Annotated in this window: 11 protein-coding genes, 1 pseudogene and 2 CRISPR repeat arrays; of the genes and pseudogenes, 1 reads left to right on the top strand and 11 read right to left on the bottom strand. The window is 69.5% G+C overall.

Translation table 11 applies throughout. The features are described 5' to 3' along the window. Positions 1-16 precede the first annotated feature (16 nt). The 10 genes and pseudogenes from ACFUEL_RS17385 to cas6 all read right to left on the bottom strand — a co-directional run bounded on the left by ACFUEL_RS17385 (position 17) and on the right by cas6 (position 13,324). The gene (locus ACFUEL_RS17385; protein ID WP_380237137.1) at positions 17-625 is read right to left on the bottom strand and encodes a GNAT family N-acetyltransferase; all 609 of its coding nucleotides are present in this window, start codon (positions 623-625) and stop codon (positions 17-19) included. A gap of 365 nt (positions 626-990) precedes the next feature. After that, positions 991-1,346 (bottom strand): annotated as a pseudogene (locus ACFUEL_RS17380) (gamma carbonic anhydrase family protein); the annotation flags it as partial. A 704-nt stretch (positions 1,347-2,050) separates the two neighbouring features. Beyond that, positions 2,051-5,127: a CRISPR direct-repeat array (repeat unit 29 nt; unit sequence GTTCCCAACCCTCCAGGGTTGATGACGGC). Between the two features lie 89 nt (positions 5,128-5,216). Next, the gene (gene cas2 / locus ACFUEL_RS17375) at positions 5,217-5,480 is read right to left on the bottom strand and encodes a CRISPR-associated endonuclease Cas2 (RefSeq protein ID WP_380237136.1); all 264 of its coding nucleotides are present in this window, start codon (positions 5,478-5,480) and stop codon (positions 5,217-5,219) included. 9 nt (positions 5,481-5,489) lie between these two features. Beyond that, a complete protein-coding gene (gene cas1b / locus ACFUEL_RS17370) occupies positions 5,490-6,470 on the bottom strand; it encodes a type I-B CRISPR-associated endonuclease Cas1b (protein WP_380237135.1) in 981 nt (326 codons plus the stop codon). Further along, entirely contained in the window at positions 6,470-6,991 is a 522-nt protein-coding gene (locus tag ACFUEL_RS17365) for a CRISPR-associated protein Cas4 (protein WP_380237134.1), read from the bottom strand. The genes cas1b and ACFUEL_RS17365 overlap by 1 nt, the downstream gene beginning before the upstream one ends. Continuing rightward, positions 6,988-9,372 (bottom strand): CRISPR-associated helicase Cas3', encoded by a 2,385-nt coding sequence (gene cas3, locus ACFUEL_RS17360; protein WP_380237133.1) that lies wholly within the window; start codon positions 9,370-9,372, stop codon positions 6,988-6,990. Before cas3 ends, ACFUEL_RS17365 begins: the two co-directional genes overlap by 4 nt. Further along, positions 9,354-10,064 carry a CRISPR-associated protein Cas5 gene (gene cas5, locus ACFUEL_RS17355; RefSeq protein ID WP_380237132.1) on the bottom strand — a complete coding sequence of 237 codons (711 nt, stop codon included), beginning with the start codon at positions 10,062-10,064 and terminating at the stop codon, positions 9,354-9,356. Before cas5 ends, cas3 begins: the two co-directional genes overlap by 19 nt. Next, positions 10,061-11,122 (bottom strand): type I-B CRISPR-associated protein Cas7/Cst2/DevR, encoded by a 1,062-nt coding sequence (cas7i, locus tag ACFUEL_RS17350; protein ID WP_380237131.1) that lies wholly within the window; start codon positions 11,120-11,122, stop codon positions 10,061-10,063. Before cas7i ends, cas5 begins: the two co-directional genes overlap by 4 nt. A 1-nt stretch (position 11,123) precedes the next feature. Then, on the bottom strand, positions 11,124-12,554 hold the full coding sequence (locus ACFUEL_RS17345; protein WP_380237130.1) for a hypothetical protein: 1,431 nt from the start codon (positions 12,552-12,554) through the stop codon (positions 11,124-11,126). Further along, the gene (cas6, locus tag ACFUEL_RS17340) at positions 12,551-13,324 is read right to left on the bottom strand and encodes a CRISPR-associated endoribonuclease Cas6 (RefSeq protein WP_380237129.1); all 774 of its coding nucleotides are present in this window, start codon (positions 13,322-13,324) and stop codon (positions 12,551-12,553) included. The genes ACFUEL_RS17345 and cas6 overlap by 4 nt, the downstream gene beginning before the upstream one ends. 226 nt (positions 13,325-13,550) lie before the next feature. Then, positions 13,551-15,135: a CRISPR direct-repeat array (repeat unit 29 nt; unit sequence GTTCCCAACCCTCCAGGGTTGATGACGAC). Between the two features lie 378 nt (positions 15,136-15,513). Here cas6 and ACFUEL_RS17335 point away from each other — a divergent pair. Further along, positions 15,514-16,452 (top strand): hypothetical protein, encoded by a 939-nt coding sequence (locus tag ACFUEL_RS17335; RefSeq protein WP_380237128.1) that lies wholly within the window; start codon positions 15,514-15,516, stop codon positions 16,450-16,452. 88 nt (positions 16,453-16,540) lie between these two features. Here the strand turns inward: ACFUEL_RS17335 and ACFUEL_RS17330 are convergent, their stop codons facing one another. After that, the gene (locus tag ACFUEL_RS17330) at positions 16,541-17,296 is read right to left on the bottom strand and encodes a DNA-methyltransferase (protein ID WP_380237126.1); all 756 of its coding nucleotides are present in this window, start codon (positions 17,294-17,296) and stop codon (positions 16,541-16,543) included. Positions 17,297-17,337: the final 41 nt, after the last annotated feature.

Raw genomic sequence — 17,337 nt, 5'->3', positions numbered from 1 at the left:
GTATAAGAGACAGGGCTCAGCGGGCCGGGCGCCACATGGTGGTGACGACGTGGCCGGTGGCGGTGGTGATCTCCTCGCGCGGGGTGAAGCCGACGCTCCGGTAGCGGGCGAGGTTGGCCGGGTTGGAGGACTCCAGGTAGGCCGGGGCGCCGATGGCGTCGATCCGCTCCAGGCTGCGGACGAGCAGGCCCATGCCGAGGCCCTTGCCGCGGTGGTCGTCGTGGACGCCGAGCAGGGTGAGGTAGAAGCAGGGCACGCCGGGGTGGGCGGCCTCCAACTGGTCGTAGACGGCCAGGATGGCCCGGGCCGCCTCCGGCCCCGCCGCCCCGGTGAGCAGCTCCGGCAGACCTTCGGCCTCCGGTGCGGTGAGTTCGGTGCCGCCCGGCGGGATCCACACGGCGACGGCCTCCGCGCCGGGGGTGACCAGGGTCCAGGGGTAGCGCAGGGCGGAGGTCGCGTACAACCGCCACATCGCAGCGGCCTGCCGGGCGCGCCGGGACGGGTCGGGGAAGGCCGGGCCCCAGAGCGGGTCGTGGAAGAACGCGCTGGTCAGGGTGGAGACCACGGCGTCGAGGTCGGCGGGGGTGGCGAGCCGGGCCGAGCCGGGCTGGTCGTTGCTGATCACCGCTGCACCGTAGCCGGACGGGACGGCCCGCCGCTCGACGGAATCCGTCGCGGCCCCGCCGTCGGCCTCCCCGCGCCCTGGAGCAGCCGGGCTGCGGCGAGTGGACGCACGAGGAGTGCGCGGCCGCCCTCGAACGGTCGGAGCAGCCCGAACGGGGCGGCCGCGCACCGGAGTCGGAGCCCGACACGGCCAGGACCGTGGTCGGCGTGGCCCCTGGCCGCGCCGACCACGGCGCACCCCGGTCTCGGCACCACCGGCTCCGTCGCCCGAAACCGCCCGGCCGCCCGACTTCCGTACCGCCCGGCTTCCGTACCGTGCGGTTTCCGTACCGCCCGACTTCCGCGCCGCTCGGCCGTGCGCGCCGCTCAGCCGTGCGCGCCGGGCACGTCCTTCGCGTGGGCGGCGGCAAGCAGCTGGTAGCCCTCGCCGTTGGCGCGGATCCCGGCGCGCTCCTCCTCGGTGAGCTCGCGCTTCACCTTCGCGGGGACGCCCGCGACCAGGGAGCCGGGCGGCACCTGCATGCCCTGCGGGACGACGGCGCCGCCGCGACCAGCGAACCCGCCCCGATCCGGGCGCCGTTGAGGACGGTGGCGCCCATGCCGATCAGGACGTCGTCCTCGACCGTGCAGCCGTGCAGGACGGCATTGTGGCCCACTGAGATCCGCTCGCCGAGAACGGCGGGGAAGGACGGGTCGGCGTGGACGGTGCAGTTGTCCTGGAACTTCATCGACCGATCCAGTGAGGAGATCGTACAAGCACGGATCGACTGGGGGAAGGGACTTCGGTTCCGGCAAGGTGCGGAGCTACCCGGGTAAGCGGCTGCCCGCGCCGGAGGTGCCGAACATAGCCCTCAAGGCTCGCGGAAACCACACCTGAACTGCGGAAACCCGTGGCTGGGGTGGTCACCTCCACCGGAGCCGAACGGGCGCTCCACGACCGCCTCCGGCAAGGGCTCCAGCACTGACGAACGTCGTCGGCAAGGGCCTCGAGGGTAGCAGCGGCCGGCCTGCCGCTTGCCATCTATAGGCGTGTTCTGCAGGGTCCGGGTGGATGAATGCTGACCTTTTGCTGACTTTACTGACTAGCCGTCAACTTCTTGCGACGCCCTGTCGGGCCAGGCGGCAGACTCGCCAGAAGACCGGCTCGATCGACGCACCGGCGATCGAGCCTGCGGCGAAGACACCAGACTTCGCCCTACCCAAAAGTGTCCACAGCCCTCGAGGGCCCGCCCCATGGCATTTCCGCGGACTCGCCTGCGGCGTCCAGGACCTCAACACCGACATGGCCGGCCAAGTCGGCTGACACCCCTCCACCGCACCATCCGCCTCCAACCCGACAACACAACATGCCTCACCAAGACGACCGTCTCCCGCCGTACCGATGACGGCCGCCTTCAGCGGACAGGTCGGCGCTGAAATTGAGCGCATTCCCAACCCTACAGGGTTGATGAAGGCCGACTTCCTACCGCCCGCGCCGTTCACCGTCGCCTAGTTTCCAACCCTCCAGGGTTGATGACGGCCCGTTGGCGAGCCCGAGTAGGGCCGCGCGCAACTCCTGTTTCCAACCCTCTAGGGTTGATGACGGCCAGTTGCTGCCCAGCAACCTGATCCTGGTCGGCGCCGGTTCCCAATCCTCCAGGGTTGATGACGGCCCGTCTTCCCCGGCCGTCTGCTGCGCGTCCAGCAGTGTTCCCAACCCTCCAGGGTTGATGACGGCATCGGCCCAGCTCTCGCGGCGAAGTTGCCCGCCTGATGTTCCCAACCCTCCAGGGTTGATGACGGCCCGTGCGCGCGGAGGTCCGCCAGCTCGGCGGCGTCTTCCCAACCCTCCAGGGTTGATGACGGCCGCCGGAGGCCGCGCCCACTACGAACCGCGCCCCGGGTTCCCAACCCTCCAGGGTTGATGACGGCAGACACCCGAGGAGTGCCGCCGCCGCCTGGACGCGTTCCCAACCCTCCAGGGTTGATGACGGCTCGCCGTCGTCGTACTCGCCCGACTCCAGGTCGGGTTCCCAACCCTCCAGGGTTGATGACGGCCCACGTCGGGGCCGCGGGCCCGCAGGGCGCTGATGTGTTCCCAACCCTCCAGGGTTGATGACGGCACGCCGCCACCACCCAGCTCCGCCAGCACCTCACGTTCCCAACCCTCCAGGGTTGATGACGGCACGCGGCGGGCAGGCCGCGCACCGCGCAGGAGACGGGTTCCCAACCCTCCAGGGTTGATGACGGCAGGTCGCGTCCGCGGGGGTCTCCAGAAGGTGCTGCTGTTCCCAACCCTCCAGGGTTGATGACGGCAGGTAGGTCCGGATGCCGAGCTGGTCGACGACCGGGTTGGAGTGTTCCCAACCCTCCAGGGTTGATGACGGCCAGCAACTCCGGGGTGTAGGTGTCGAAGGACGTCCGGTTCCCAATCCTCCAGGGTTGATGACGGCATGACGGTGATGGCCGTGGGGTCGACGCCGTACTCGTTCCCAACCCTCCAGGGTTAATGACGGCAGGGCCGCCGCCACCGCCCCGGTCCAGGCTCTGCGGTTCCCAACCCTCCAGGGTTGATGACGGCCCCGTACTTGGTGCTCGCGGTGGCCCTGGCATCCGCGTTCCCAACCCTCCAGGGTTGATGACGGCAGGGTGCTGATCACTTCGCGGCCTCCTCGGCCAGGTGTTCCCAACCCTCCAGGGTTGATGACGGCCCGCGGCCTCGAGCAGCAGCCCTACACCCAGCACCGGTTCCCAACCCTCCAGGGTTGATGACGGCCGGCTGCGGCGCCCCCGTGCCCCCGCCCCCCAGCAGGTTCCCAACCCTCCAGGGTTGATGACGGCCCGCTGGGCCGCGGGTGTGATCGGCGCCGCGCTGGTTCCCAACCCTCCAGGGTTGATGACGGCATGGGCTCGTCGCTTTCCTCCTGCTGGCCCCGTCGTGTTCCCAACCCTCCAGGGTTGATGACGGCGCCGGCCCGGGGCTCCGTCCAGGCCGAGGGCTTCCCGTTCCCAACCCTCCAGGGTTGATGACGGCGCGGGTTGTGGGCGGAGCCGAACTCGAGCAGGTTGCGTTCCCAACCCTCCAGGGTTGATGACGGCGTCGCCGTTCTGGCGGCAGTTCAAGGCAGACATCGAGTTCCCAACCCTCCAGGGTTGATGACGGCCCCGCACGACCATCCGCACGTCCGCGCCGGCCGCCAGTTCCCAACCCTCCAGGGTTGATGACGGCGTGGGAGGGCGCCATGAGTGCCTTGCCCTGCTCCGCGTTCCCAACCCTCCAGGGTTGATGACGGCTGGACGTCGACTCCGGATTCCTGCTCCAGCTCGGGTTCCCAACCCTCCAGGGTTGATGACGGCGCGACGGCACCACCGGCGACGCGCTGCGAGCCGTCCTGTTCCCAACCCTCCAGGGTTGATGACGGCGCGGGGCCGATCAGGACGTCTGCCTGGCGGCCTCCGCGTTCCCAACCCTCCAGGGTTGATGACGGCGTCCTGCGGCGGCGCGGCAAGGCCGTTGAAGGTGATGTTCCCAACCCTCCAGGGTTGATGACGGCCGGGCACCTCCGGCGCGAACAGCGGCTTCGGCGGGGGTTCCCAACCCTCCAGGGTTGATGACGGCCGGCGGGGCCGGGCGCACCGCCGCCCTCCGGGTGGTGTTCCCAACCCTCCAGGGTTGATGACGGCTGGTGATGGAGGAGCCGCTCGTCTGGTTCCGGGAGCGTTCCCAACCCTCCAGGGTTGATGACGGCGCTGGAGTCGGTGCTGCGCTCCCATCGGCTGCTGTTGTTCCCAACCCTCCAGGGTTGATGACGGCAAGCCCAGCTGCCGATCGCCGGTTGAGGCGACTCGGGTTCCCAACCCTCCAGGGTTGATGACGGCACCGCCCGCTGGGGCTACCCCGTGGTGCCCGCGCGTTCCCAACCCTCCAGGGTTGATGACGGCGCTGAACAGCAGCCGGGCCGGCTTCCCGGTGGGGCGTTCCCAACCCTCCAGGGTTGATGACGGCCGGCACCGTCTCCGCCCTCGGCACCAACGGGCACAGGTTCCCAACCCTCCAGGGTTGATGACGGCTACTGGATCCGTCACCATCACCACGGAGACGGAGGAGTTCCCAACCCTCCAGGGTTGATGACGGCGTGCGCGACCCGGGCGAGGTCGTGCTGGGAGACCCGTTCCCAACCCTCCAGGGTTGATGACGGCCGCGGCGACCGGCCTCTCCGTTGGCCGTGTCTACGAGTTCCCAACCCTCCAGGGTTGATGACGGCCGCCTTCCCGGGCCGTCTGCTGCGGGTGCAGTCGCGTTCCCAACCCTCCAGGGTTGATGACGGCGGGAGGCCGCTGCCGAGCAGCGGACCGCCCTGCTGGCGTTCCCAACCCTCCAGGGTTGATGACGGCGGGAGGGCCTCGGTGCCCTCCCCAACGCGAATGCGGGTTCCCAACCCTCCAGGGTTGATGACGGCTCTGCTCCTGGACCCAGGGACGGACGTCGCCCTTCGTTCCCAACCCTCCAGGGTTGATGACGGCCCGAGGGTAAAGTCGCAGGTCAAACGATACCCCTGCAAGCGGCTGGCGGAGCTTTTTGCAGGGGTTGGCCGGTAGTGCATCAGTGCTGGTCAGAGGATATCTCCGGGGCCGCCGAGTGTGACGCCGATGGTGGCGCTCTGGATGTAGTCCGGGGAGCGGGTGGTGTAGGTGACGATGCTGTCGTAGGTGTGATCGATGACGGTTTCGAGGGCGTTGGTGAGGGCGCGGTACTGGGCGGGGGTGAGTTCGCCCTGGAAGACGCTGCGCTGGGTCCAGTGGAGGTATTTGCGGCAGGTCTTGAGGACTTTGGGGTTGCGTTCGGCGGCGGTGTCGTAGACGAGGATGACGAACATGATTCGGGGTTACCACCAGGGGCGGAAGGGCTTGTAGGGAGTGTCTTCGAGGCAGAGGCGGACGAGTTTGAGGGCTTCGAGGTGGATGAGTTCCTCGTAGCTGACCTTCCGCTTGAGGCCGCGGTGGTGGACGGTGGTGGCGAGTTCGTCGCGGACGAGGGCGGCGATCTTCTTGCGGCCGGCGGCGCTGAGGGAGGCCCGGTCGACACCAGTCTCGAAGTCGCTGGGCTTCAGGGTCTTCTGGTGCGCGCAACGCAGGAGGAGGCGTTCGGCGAGGAGGGGTTTGAAGGGTTCGGCAAGGTCGAGGGCGAGGGTGTTGCGGCGGCGGTCGGTGTCGGCGTGGAGGAAGGCGATGGCGGGGTGGAGGGGGGTGGAGCGCAGGGCGGTGAGGACGCGGGCGTAGGTGATGGAGTTGAGGTAGCTGATGAAGGCGTTGCCGGCGTTGGTGGGTGGGCGGCGGGTGCGGCCGTTGAGGCGTAGCCAGGTGGGGAGTTGGGTGTCGAGGGCGGCCCAGGCGGTGCGGCGGAAGTTGCCTTCCTGGCCCATGAGTTGGTTGGTGTCGTGGCAGTTGGGGAGGTTGTCGCGCAGGGTGGCCAGGGCGGGGTCGAGGTGGTCGTTGTCGAGGACCCAGCGGAGGTTTTCGGCGGTGGCGAGCAACAAGGAACGGGCGATGGGGAGGTAGTGGTCGGGGTCGGTGGCGAGATGGACTTGGCGGCGCAGCACGGGGGCGGAGGACATGCTTTCGGTGGGGGCGAAGTGCCCGGTGTGGTTGCCGTAGTGGTCGAGGACGTGGAGGGTGACGTTGTGCCGACCGAGGAGGGAGAGAGCGGAGGTGTTGACGTCGATGTGGTCGAAGGCGACGAGGTCGCGGATGTCGGTGATGGGGAGGCGGACGGGGTCGCCGTCGGGACGTTCGATGCGGATGCTGTTGTCCTCGCGGCGGATGCGGCAGGGTTCGGTGAGCCAGTAGGTGCGGCCAATGGCGGGCATCAGGTTCCCCAGCAGTAGTCGAGGTAGGAGCAGCCGCGGCAGGCTGCACGGTCGAGGCGTTCGGGCGGTGTGGTGGCGGCGATGACGGCGCGGGCTTCGGCTTCGGTGTCCTCTGCCTGGTCGCGGGCGTCGTCGTTCCAGGGCACGTCGACGGTGCGCCGGGTGAGGGGGTAGTGGATGACGCCGCCGCGCACGTTCACCCCTCGCCGTTCCAACAGGAGGCAGTAGTGGCGGACCTGGGCGTCGTGCGCGGGTGAGTGGGCGCGGGAGGATTTGGTCTCGTGGACGACGGCTCCGGTGGTGACCCAGTCGATGCGGGCTTCGCCGAGGTCGATGTCGCGGCGGCGGGTGAAGGTGGTGTCGTCGACGGCTTCGCCGAAGGCGACGAGGTCGCTGCCGGCTTCTGGACGGTATCCGCGCATGTAGAGCCAGAGTTGGCGGGGGCAGTGGCGCAGGTACTTGATGTGGACGCCGCCGAGGCCGTGTTCGTCCTGGACGGGGTCGAAGGGGACGGGCCTCACAGGACGGTGTCCCTTTCGATCGGCGGGCGCAGGCCCAGGACGGTGTCGTACTCGCCGTCAATCACGAACAGGTGCAGGCTGCGGTCGTAGGCGGCCTTGTGGGTCTTCAACTGCCCGTAGCGAAGCGGGATGAGCAGCCCGGCCGCCAGCAGCGGATCACCGTTCTTCCCGCGGATGAGGTCGCGGTACTCCTGCTCGTCCTCGCGGTGCAGGACTTCGACGGTGTCGAAGCGTTCACCGAGCTTCAACTCGGAGCGGTCGAGGAACGGCTCGTCGAAGGTGAGGAACTCGTCGGTGAAGCCGTCGCGGGCGGCGCGGGCGCGCTTCTCCCAGTCGCGGCCCCAGTCGGTGTCGTAGGCGAGGTGGAGGAGGCGGTCGATGTCCTGTTCGCTGAGCGTGGTGGCGCCTTCGGCGGCGAGGGTGGTCAGGGCCTGCCAGGCGGCTTCGACGGCGGCCTGTTCGTAGGGGCGGTGGCTGGCGGGGCGGTGGACGCGGAACTCAACGGCGCCGTCGGGGTGCAGTCCGCGGCGGTTGACCCGGCCGGCGCGCTGGGCTACGGCCTCGACGGGGGCGTTCTCCACCGCGCCGCGGTCGAAGTCGAGTTGGAGGGACACTTCGACGGTCTGGGTGGCCACCACCAGCCCGCCCGGGCGCCGCGGCCGGCCTGGCTTGCGCTCGGGGTGGCGTTCCAGCAGGCGGTTCTCGAGGGTGTCGCGGTCGCGGTTCTTGAACCGGGAGTGCAGCAGGATCGCCGCGTCCTCGTCATCCGGACAGGCGGCCCAGACTTCGTCCACGAGCTCTCCGAACAGCCTCTGCGCGGTGGCGACGGTGTTGACCACCACCAGGACGCTGTGGCCGTCCGCGAGCCAACTGCGGAGGCGCTCGATGCTCGCGGGGTCGGTGAGAGGGAGACCGTCAACGACCAGGCGGTGCCGGACGGGCGCGGTGCCCGGCTCGGCCTGACAGGAGGTGACCTCGCCGTGGAGGGTGTCGTCGATGAGAGCGCGCAGCGGTTGGGCGAGAGTGGCGGACAGGATCGCGATGCGGCTGCCGAGCTGCTCCCACAGACGCATCGCGGCGCACAGGCGGCCGAAGATCTCCGGGTCGTAGGCGTGCAACTCGTCCAGGATGAAGAGGGAGTTGGCCTGTTCGAGCAGCAGGGAGGAGTGGACGGGGCCGGCCAGCGCACCGGCGAGGAGCTGGTGCGGGGTGGCGACGCGCAGGCGCTGGGTGAACAGGCGCATCACGTTCGCGCGGGCGCGGGCCTTGCGGGCGTCCTGCTTCGTGGGGGCGCAGTCGTCGGCGAGTGCCTCAGTGAGCAGGGTGCGGGCGACGGCGCCGTGGAGCAGTCCGATGTCGGGGGTCACGCCGTAGGCCAGGTCGCGTTCGAGGCGGTGGCGGGCCGCGTTCAGGGAGGCCCGGTACGGGAGGGTCCAGACGACCCTGGGCATGCCTGGCATCGTCTCCAACTGCCGCGCCGCCCAAGCGAGTCCGCTCTCGGTCTTGCCGCTGCCGGTGTAAGCGGTGAGCACCAGGTGCCCGTCGGTGGCGGCGGCCTCGCGCTGGTGGCGGTGCGGGATGAAGGGGAGGCGTTCCAGGTAGTCGGCGGGCAGCGGAACGTGCGTCTGCAGGCGGGCGTGGGCGGAGCCGGCGTGGTCGGCGAGGGTGAGGGCGCCTTGAGCGAGAACGGCGAGCAGGCCGCGGTCCGGGTCCTGCTCGCCGCGCCAGGCGGTGAAGACCTCGTCCAGCAACCGACTGGCCCGGTCAGCGAGGGTGGGGGCGCCGGGGGCGGGCAGCGGCGGGTCGGTGGCGAGGAACCCGGCCAGCCAGGCGAGGAGTTCCTGGTGGAGCCCGCGCGGGACCTGGGTGCCCGTCTCCGGTGTCGGAAGGACCCCGAACGCCTGCTGCCAGTCGGTTCGCCGGTTGTAGAGGTGATCCAGTGCCGGTTTGGCGCCAGCGACGGTGTTCTGGCTGAACAGGGGCCGGTGGTGGCTGGCGACCAGCGTCGCCACCAGCAGCCGCTCCTCGCCCGTCCATCCGGTGGCAGGTGCGAGCAGGTCGACGTAGGCGAGGGAGAGCACTTCGTGGCGCTCGCCCCACGGCTCGCCGCCGGGCAGTACCTGGCGCTGGAAGCCTTCGGCGATCTTCCCCGCGTCGTGGAGCAGCGCGGCGGCCCGGACCAAGTCCCAGAAGGGTGGATCGGTGGCAATGACCCCGGCGTGCGCGATGCGGGCTTCGAGCTGGGCGACCGTCTGGTGGACGGTACGCAGGTGGGCGGTGAGGCGTTCGGGGTCGTGAACGGGGCGGGATTTGGCGCGCAGGTCGGTCAGGGCGCGCCGTCGCAGCCGGACGGCGGTGGAGGTCAGGGGGTCAGGAGCCATACGGCCTGGGTGTCCTCGGGGTGCTGGTCGTGGGCGGGTGCTTCGCGGTGGGCGCCGCATACCGGTGTCGGCCGGGTGGCGGGTTCGTCGCACCACAGGTGGTCGGCCCAGACGGTGGTGAGGCGGTCGGTGGAGGTGGTGCACGCGAGGCGGTGGACGTGGGCCTGCGGCAGGTCGTGGCCGCCAGACGGGGCCAGCGCGTGGCCGACGAGCGCGGTCGTGGCGGGCAGCAGGGTTACCTCGGTGGCGGCGACGGGATGGACGAGGTCCTGGGAGCGGCCCAGGCGCAGTGCGTGCACGGGGCGGCGCAGGGCGGCGGCGAGGCGGGCGCCGTCGGGGCCGGGCAGCCACAGGGTGAGGTGGACGCCGGCGAGGAAGGGCCGGTCCTTGGCGGTGGCGCCGCCTTTGCCGAAGCGTACGCGTCCGCCGATCGCGGGCTGGCTGCCGTCGGCGGCCACCGGGTGGTAGGTCTCGGTGTCGGTGCCGTGGCCCTCGGCCCACGCAGCCATCCCGAACACCGCCGGTTCGCAGGTCGCGCCGGTCGCCGCGGCGAGCATGCCACGGACGGTGGACGGCGGCGGGACGGGCAGGCAGCGGGTCAGGCCGGGGAACAGCGGGTCGCGGAACGAGGCGATCGGTGCGTACAGCTCGACACGTACCGCCCGCACCAGCTCGGTCGAGGCGGTGGTCACGGGCGGGCCGGGTCGTCGAACCAGCCGTCCAGGCGGCCCTCGTTCAGGTCGGCAGCAAGCTGCAGCAGGATCGTGCGGGGGTGGTCGACGACGACGGTGCCCTCGGCGATCTCCTGCTCGCACTCCTTCTCGAAGTCCTCGCGCGCCTGGTCCTGGAAGCCGGGCCGCCAGCCGACGCGTACGGGTGGCGTCCACTCCCCCGCCCAGGCAGCGAGCTCCTGGCGCAGCACGTCGCCGCGGATCCGCACGCCCGTGTCGGGGTCGCTGTCGATGAGGTGTCCGAACGGGTTGACGCCTCCGGCGAACGGGGCCATCACCATCAGCGCCGGCACCCGGTCGCCGTAGTGCAGGGCCTGCTTCGCACCGCCGCTCAGGTTCGCGATCGCCCCCGGCAGCAGCGAGGCCCGCCGCCGCCGCTCCTCGATCGGCAGCCGTACCGCCGCCTGACCGCGGAACTCCGCGGTGGTGGCGCCCACCGCGAGGGCGTCGGCGAACTGCAACGCCTGCTCCTGCGTCAGGTAGTTCGGCCGCCCCGCCCCGTCCGCGCTCGGCATCGTGAACGTCCCGATCCGCGGGACGTCCAGCAGGAACGGCGCCACCAGGTCCGCGGAGTAGAACTCGTGCCCGTGCAGCACCGGCTCCGGCACGCCGCGCGACATCACGCCGAAGTCCGAGGTGATCCGCACCGGCTCCGCCGACAGCAGCGTCCCCAGCATGAACGGGCTGTCGCGCAGTGTCGTCGCCGAGTCGTCCTTCTTCGCGCCGGCCTTCATGTAGCCGAACAGGTCGTCGTCGACGAACTGGATCGGGTCGGCCGCCGTGTTCGCCTTCTGCGCCTTGTTCTGGGCCTTGCCGACCCGGGTCACCGGTGAGGGCACCGTTCCGAGCTCGACCATCGTCTCCCGGATCCAGCGGCGCGCGGCCTGCGCCGACACGTACGGGTGCCGGCCGTCACGCATCTGCGCGAACTTCACCCGCGCCGTCGTGTCCTCACCGCGCCCGTTGTTCGGCGCACCGGCGCGCACCGCCAGCACCATCGTCCCTGCCAGGTAAGCCATCTCAGACCCTTTCCGTCTCGTACGTGTCGTAGCCGTCGTACTCGTCGTCCGCCGCGGGAAAGACCGGACGGTCCTCCTCCGCACTGCCTTCTTCCGTGTCCGTGTCCGCCGGATCGGCGCTGACGGCCACCCCGCGCTCCTGCAGCAGCTCGCACACCCGCGCGAACAGCAACATCCGCAGCTCCCAGGCCCTCGGCCGACGCCCGATCAGAGGCTTCCACGCCTCCGGTCCGGCCACCTGCGTCCCCACGCCGTCGAGTTGGAGCCGGAAGTGCGCCTGCACCAGCAGCGTCCCGAGCTGGTAGTCGTTCAACGCGGCGGTGCGGTACTCGGCCAGGCGGCCGCGCGGGCTGCTACCCCGGGCGATCCACTCGGCCAGGACCCGCGCCACGGGCTCCACGTCCACGTCCATTCCGAAGACCTCCTTCGCGTATGCGGTGGCGAGCGCGCCAAGCGCCCGGCGGTCGCTCAGCGACCACGTCTCGTCGGTGCCCGACAGGAGACGGTGCACCTGCCCCAGCAGCGGGCGGCTCCGGCCGTCCTCCGCTTCGAACAAAAGCCGTGCCGCCGCGCCCTGACCGCCGACAACCCGCCCCGCCTCCGGGTCGTACCGGTCCAGCGAGCGGCACAACAGCCGCCAGCCCCGTCGCAGCGGTGCGTTGCCGTCCACCCTCTCCAGGAACACCGGCACGGCCCGCCGGGTACGGGTCACCCGCAGCCACGGCTCCTGGTTGTCGTTCTTGAAACTCCACAACGTGCTCGCGCACAACCCACTGCCCGCACCCCGCAGCGCGGCCAGCACTACGGCCTCGGGCTTCGCCCCGGCCTGCAAACCGTTGAAGCCGGTCTGCATCACCTTCCGGGCCCGGCGGACGTTGCACCGGGCGAACTTCCGCTCCGCATCCGGGGATTCACACGACAACACGGTCGCGGACCCCGCCGTCACCCACGCCCCGTAGGGCAGCGCCCACATCGCGACCCGGCACCCCCGGCACACCGGCCACCCCGCCAGCTTCGGCGGCAGGTTGTTCAGCGCCTTGCTGGTGTCGAACAACGGAAGGTTCGACTTCGACCACACCACTGCGGACGGCGCGGCGCAGAACGTGCACGGCCACGAGGGCCCACCTTCGGCGTCCGCGTCCGGGGCGAACAACTCCTCGACAGCGGGCCTGAGCACCTGCGCGTCGGACGGGCGCTTGCTGTGCGTGGCCTTCGAATTGGGGTAGAGCGCGAACAGCACCTTCCACCAGTCGTAGCGACTCGCGTCCTTCGGCGCCGTCGCCGCGGCGACCACGTCCGCCACCAGCATCGCCACCACAGCGTCCAGGTTGCCCTGGCCCACCTCTTCGGGAGTCCGACAGTTGGCAAGAATCGCCACCGCCCACGCGCCCGCCCGCTGCAGGGGATGACCCGAGACGGTCAGTACACTCACTTGATCCACCCGAAGCCCTGGATGGTGTCCAGCCCCATCCCCCACGACCTGAGCGCCTCCACGAACCGCGCATCTGCTTCCAACTCGACCCGCACCTTTGCACCGATCCGCGGAGCCCCCCGCACCGCGAACCTCCGCCGCGGTCCCGCCTCCAGCACCCGCAGCCCTCGCGGCGCCGGCAGGCCCAACAGGTCTGCCTTGTGGGCAAGATTGTGTGAAAGCCGCTCCGCGAAGTACTCGTCACTGGGCAGCAGATTACGGCTCTCGTGCTTGATCACCACCGGAGTGAGCGTCTCCAACTCCACCAAGCTCTCCCCTGCCGGCCCCGGGAAGCCACTCTCCAGAGCAATACCGCGCACCGACAACCGCGTTGCTCCCCAGTCGAGTTCACTACAGGAGGCAAGCGACCTCACCAGCACGGAGGCGATCTCCGGCACCGGCGATCCGAACCACACCGAGCCGTCCCGCGACGTCGTGAACACCCCCTTGCGCGGCGACGCCCCCACGAACAGCGGCCCCGCCACACCGACCGGCTTCAACGACTTCCCGCGCCACCCCTTGTCGTGCAACTCCCTTGCCAACGAAGCATCCTGCGCCTCGATCAGGCGATACACCACGCCGCGTGCCGCGCCGTGTACGTCCTTCCACCTCACCGTCGGCGAATTCGGCACCACATCGACCCTCACCCGCAAGGCACCCTCCCGAAGACACATGGAAACAGCAACAACTCGCCTGCGGCGCAGCATAGATGGGCAGGAAACGTCGATCATGCAATTCGCCACAGTTGATCTCGCTACTCAGCGTTACGTGGTATGGACGCGCACGCAGGTAGCCGAACTGGCTGCCTGCAACACGAACAGCTTCCCCCGTGGCATCACGCCGTCCTAAAAGCGCCTGAGCAGGGACAATGCACTACCGGACAGTCACTGCAGCCCTCACCCACGTCTTACCTGACTGCTTCAGCCTGTATCCCCCCGACACATCAAGATCCTGGCCGTCAGCAACCCCGGAGAGTTGATGACGGCCTCCCACAGCACGAAGGCGAGCATCCTCGCCCACGGGTTCCCAACCCTCCAAGGTTGATGACGACGTGTGGCGGCCTGCCAGTTGGAGTCGGTGGTGTTGAGTTCCCAACCCTCCAGGGTTGATGACGACTCGACATGTTCGGCCTGACCCGCAACTTCTACGGGCCGTTCCCAACCCTCCAGGGTTGATGACGACGTGCTGGCCAGCATGATGGCCGCCTCGCCGTCGGGGTTCCCAACCCTCCAGGGTTGATGACGACGGCGGGGGTGGAACCATCCCTTCGCGGGGCGGTCGGGTTCCCAACCCTCCAGGGTTGATGACGACGACTGGGCCGGCCTCCACATCGAATGGGACCCCACGTTCCCAACCCTCCAGGGTTGATGACGACAGGTGGGTGAGGCATGGCCAAGAGTCGACTCTCCGTCGTTCCCAACCCTCCAGGGTTGATGACGACGAGTGTGTAAGTGTGTCAGGCCCATAGTCCTACCGTGTTCCCAACCCTCCAGGGTTGATGACGACGAGCGCGGGATGATCACCTACACGCACCCGGTGTACGTTCCCAACCCTCCAGGGTTGATGACGACGGCCTGCTGTCGCTGCTCGGGCGTCGTCTCGCCCAGGTTCCCAACCCTCCAGGGTTGATGACGACGGCGTCCCGCGCGGTCGCCCAGTCCGAGACTGCGGCGTTCCCAACCCTCCAGGGTTGATGACGACCGGAGGCCGGGCGCGGCGGGGTACGCGGGGGTAGGTGTTCCCAACCCTCCAGGGTTGATGACGACGGGCGTACATCGACCGCCCGGACCTGCGCGCCACCGGTTCCCAACCCTCCAGGGTTGATGACGACCGAAGAAGGTGGCGCCGCGCCGGGGCAGCGTGGCCGGTTCCCAACCCTCCAGGGTTGATGACGACCTGCGCGGGCCCCCGGACCCCCAGGGCAGGGCGGGTTCCCAACCCTCCAGGGTTGATGACGACTGGTGGCCGTGCACCTCCACGTACTCCGCTGCCAGGTTCCCAACCCTCCAGGGTTGATGACGACCGCGTTGGCCGTGCTCGAAATCGAGCTACGCTCGCTGTTCCCAACCCTCCAGGGTTGATGACGACGCGGGCGGGGCGGCCGCCGCGGTGGTCGGCTCGCCGCGTTCCCAACCCTCCAGGGTTGATGACGACTCGAACAGCACCGCCGAGTAGTTCGGCTGCGTCGCGTTCCCAACCCTCCAGGGTTGATGACGACGGAGGAGGTGAACGCCCGGGTGGAGGCTGACCGGGCGTTCCCAACCCTCCAGGGTTGATGACGACGGGGAACTGACGCCGTAGAGCGCGTCAGCTTCGCGTTCCCAACCCTCCAGGGTTGATGACGACTCGCGGACGTGGACGTCTTCCTGATCGCCTGGTCCACGTTCCCAACCCTCCAGGGTTGATGACGACGTGGTGGGACGCCCCGGCGGGGACGTGCGAAGTGCTGTTCCCAACCCTCCAGGGTTGATGACGACGCGGCGATCACGCGGAGAGCGTCGGACATGCTGACCGTTCCCAACCCTCCAGGGTTGATGACGACCCGAGGGTAAAGTCACAGGTCAGAGGCCATCCCCGTAAGCTTGTACTGAGCCCTTTTGCAGGAACTCTCCGTTAATGCATCAGCGCTGGTCAGACCATAGCGCAGCATCCTGGCAATCACACCGTCCGGCTTGGCGCCTTTGACCGAGATCGGCCAGGACAGAACCGGCCGACGATGATGACTCAACAGAACTCGAGGTCACCAGTGAAGCAGATTGCCCAACTACACGCGTCGGGTGACCATGTAGCTGCGTACTCACCCCTACCTCAAGTCAGCCTGTCTTGATCGGGTAGGCAACCATCAGCCCACCACATCCGGAATACGGGGCCGCCGTTTTCGATTGGCCTCTTCGCACGCTCGTACGAAGGGGGCCGCTGGGTGAGCGACTTGAAGGTGTTCCGACTCGGGGCGGACGGCCGGGAGGTGGAGCTGCGGGGCTCGACGGTGGCGCTGGAGGTGGAGCTGCAGCGCCGGGTGGAGGCCGGGATGGAGCGGATGCTGGGGATCCGGTTCCTGGCGTCGGAGTACCCGACGGGGCCGTGGCACCGGGGGCGGGTGGACTCGCTGGGGCTGGACGAGAACGGCGTGCCGGTGGTGGTCGAGTTCAAGAAGGGCAGCGACAGCGGGGTCGTGCCGCAGGCATTGTCGTACCTGACCTGGTTGAAGAGCAGTCGGCACGAGTTCGAGGCGTTGGTGCGGGAGAAGCTGGGCGAGGCGGCCGTGGAGTCGGTCGACTGGCGCTCTCCCCGGGCGCTGTGTGTGGCGGCCGGGTACTCGTGGCACGACCGGGTGACGGTCGGCGAGCTGGGTCGGCGCTGGCCGATCGAGCTGGTGCGCTACCGGGTCTTCGACGGCGGGCTGCTGAGCCTGCAGTTGGTCGAGCCGGTCGTCGCCCCTACCAGCGCGCCGGCCCGGCGCCAGACGAGCGCGCCCGCGGCAGTGGCGGCGGAGGTCGTCGAGGCGGCCGTGGTGCCGACTTCGGTGGAGGTGCCGGAGTGCCTGCGGGAGCTGTACGGGGAGCTGGACGAGGTGTTGACCGCGTCGGGCGAGGTGGAGACGGTGCAGCTCAAGCACTACGTGGCCTACCGGCGGCTGCGGAACGTGGCGTCGGTGGTCTTCCGGCCGTCCCCCCAGCACCGGGCAATGCTGGTGTACCTGCCGTTGGACCCGGACACGGTGGAGCTGGAGGAGGGGTTCACGCGCGACATGCGCGGGATCGGCCACCTGGGCACCGGTGACCTGGAGGTGCGGATCGCCTCGCCGGCGGACTTGGCGAAGGCGGCGGTGCTGATCGAGCGGACGGTCCAGGAGGTCTGACCGGCCAGACGGCGAGGGCGGCCGGAGCGTGGTGCTCCGGCCGCCCTTTCACGTCTGCGGCTGCTGGGGGTTCCGGGGGTTCTCATGCTCATGCCTCCGGTCCGGCGAGGACGAAGTCGTCCTGGGTGAGTTCGGCGCGCAGGCGCTGTTCGGCGATGTCGGCGTAGTGGGGGGAGAGTTCGACGCCGACGAAGTTGCGGCCTTCGCGCAGGGCGGCGATGCCGGTGGAGCCGCTGCCGGTGAAGGGGTCGAGGACGGTGCCGCCCTCGGGGCAGATCCGGACGATCTGCTGCATGACCTCCAGCGGCTTCTGGGTGATGTGGACGCGGTCCTTGCGGGGCTGGGACGCGGTGAAGTGGCCGGGCAGGTAGAGGGCCCGGGAGTGGTCGAGGGTGCCCTTGACGCCCCAGAGGGCGAACTCGGCGGACTGCTTGAAGCCGCCCTTGCGCGGGCGGGAGGCGGGCTTGATCCACGGGATGGTGCCCTGCCACGTCCAGCCGGCCATCTGCAGCGCGTCGCTGGTGGTCGGCTCCTGCCTCCAGTCCGAGAAGACCACAGCGACCGCGTGCTCGGTGCTGGCCCGGTACGCCTCGGTGAGCAGTTCGGTCAGCCAGGAGCGGTAGGAGCGCTGGTCGCGGTTCTCGCCGGGGAAGGTCTTCAGGTCGTGGGCGGAGTTGGAGGTGACGTACTTGGCGCGGGCGTCGCGGCCGGTGCGCTCGGAGCTGGTGCGCCCGCCGCTGTTGTACGGGGGGTCGGTGATGACGGCGTTGACGCTCTCGTCGGGGAGAGTCTTCAGGACGGTGAGGGCGTCGCCGCGGTGGAGGGTGAAGCTGCTGTCGGTCATGGCGGTCTTTCTCTGGGCAGGGGTGGATCCCCGTCCTGCGG

This window comes from Kitasatospora sp. NPDC057198, assembly GCF_042670125.1.
GTDB lineage: Bacteria > Actinomycetota > Actinomycetes > Streptomycetales > Streptomycetaceae > Kitasatospora.
The sequence above is the reverse complement of the archived record's forward strand: the minus strand, read 5'-3'. Positions and strand labels throughout refer to the sequence as shown.

Coding starts and splice junctions, on each gene's coding strand:
- cas2 (WP_380237136.1), bottom strand. CDS start 5,480: ATGTTCGTCATCCTCGTCTACGACACCGCCGCCGAACGCAACCCCAAA.
- cas1b (WP_380237135.1), bottom strand. CDS start 6,470: ATGCCCGCCATTGGCCGCACCTACTGGCTCACCGAACCCTGCCGCATC.
- cas3 (WP_380237133.1), bottom strand. CDS start 9,372: ATGGCTCCTGACCCCCTGACCTCCACCGCCGTCCGGCTGCGACGGCGC.
- cas7i (WP_380237131.1), bottom strand. CDS start 11,122: ATGGCTTACCTGGCAGGGACGATGGTGCTGGCGGTGCGCGCCGGTGCG.
- cas6 (WP_380237129.1), bottom strand. CDS start 13,324: ATGATCGACGTTTCCTGCCCATCTATGCTGCGCCGCAGGCGAGTTGTT.
- ACFUEL_RS17330 (WP_380237126.1), bottom strand. CDS start 17,296: ATGACCGACAGCAGCTTCACCCTCCACCGCGGCGACGCCCTCACCGTC.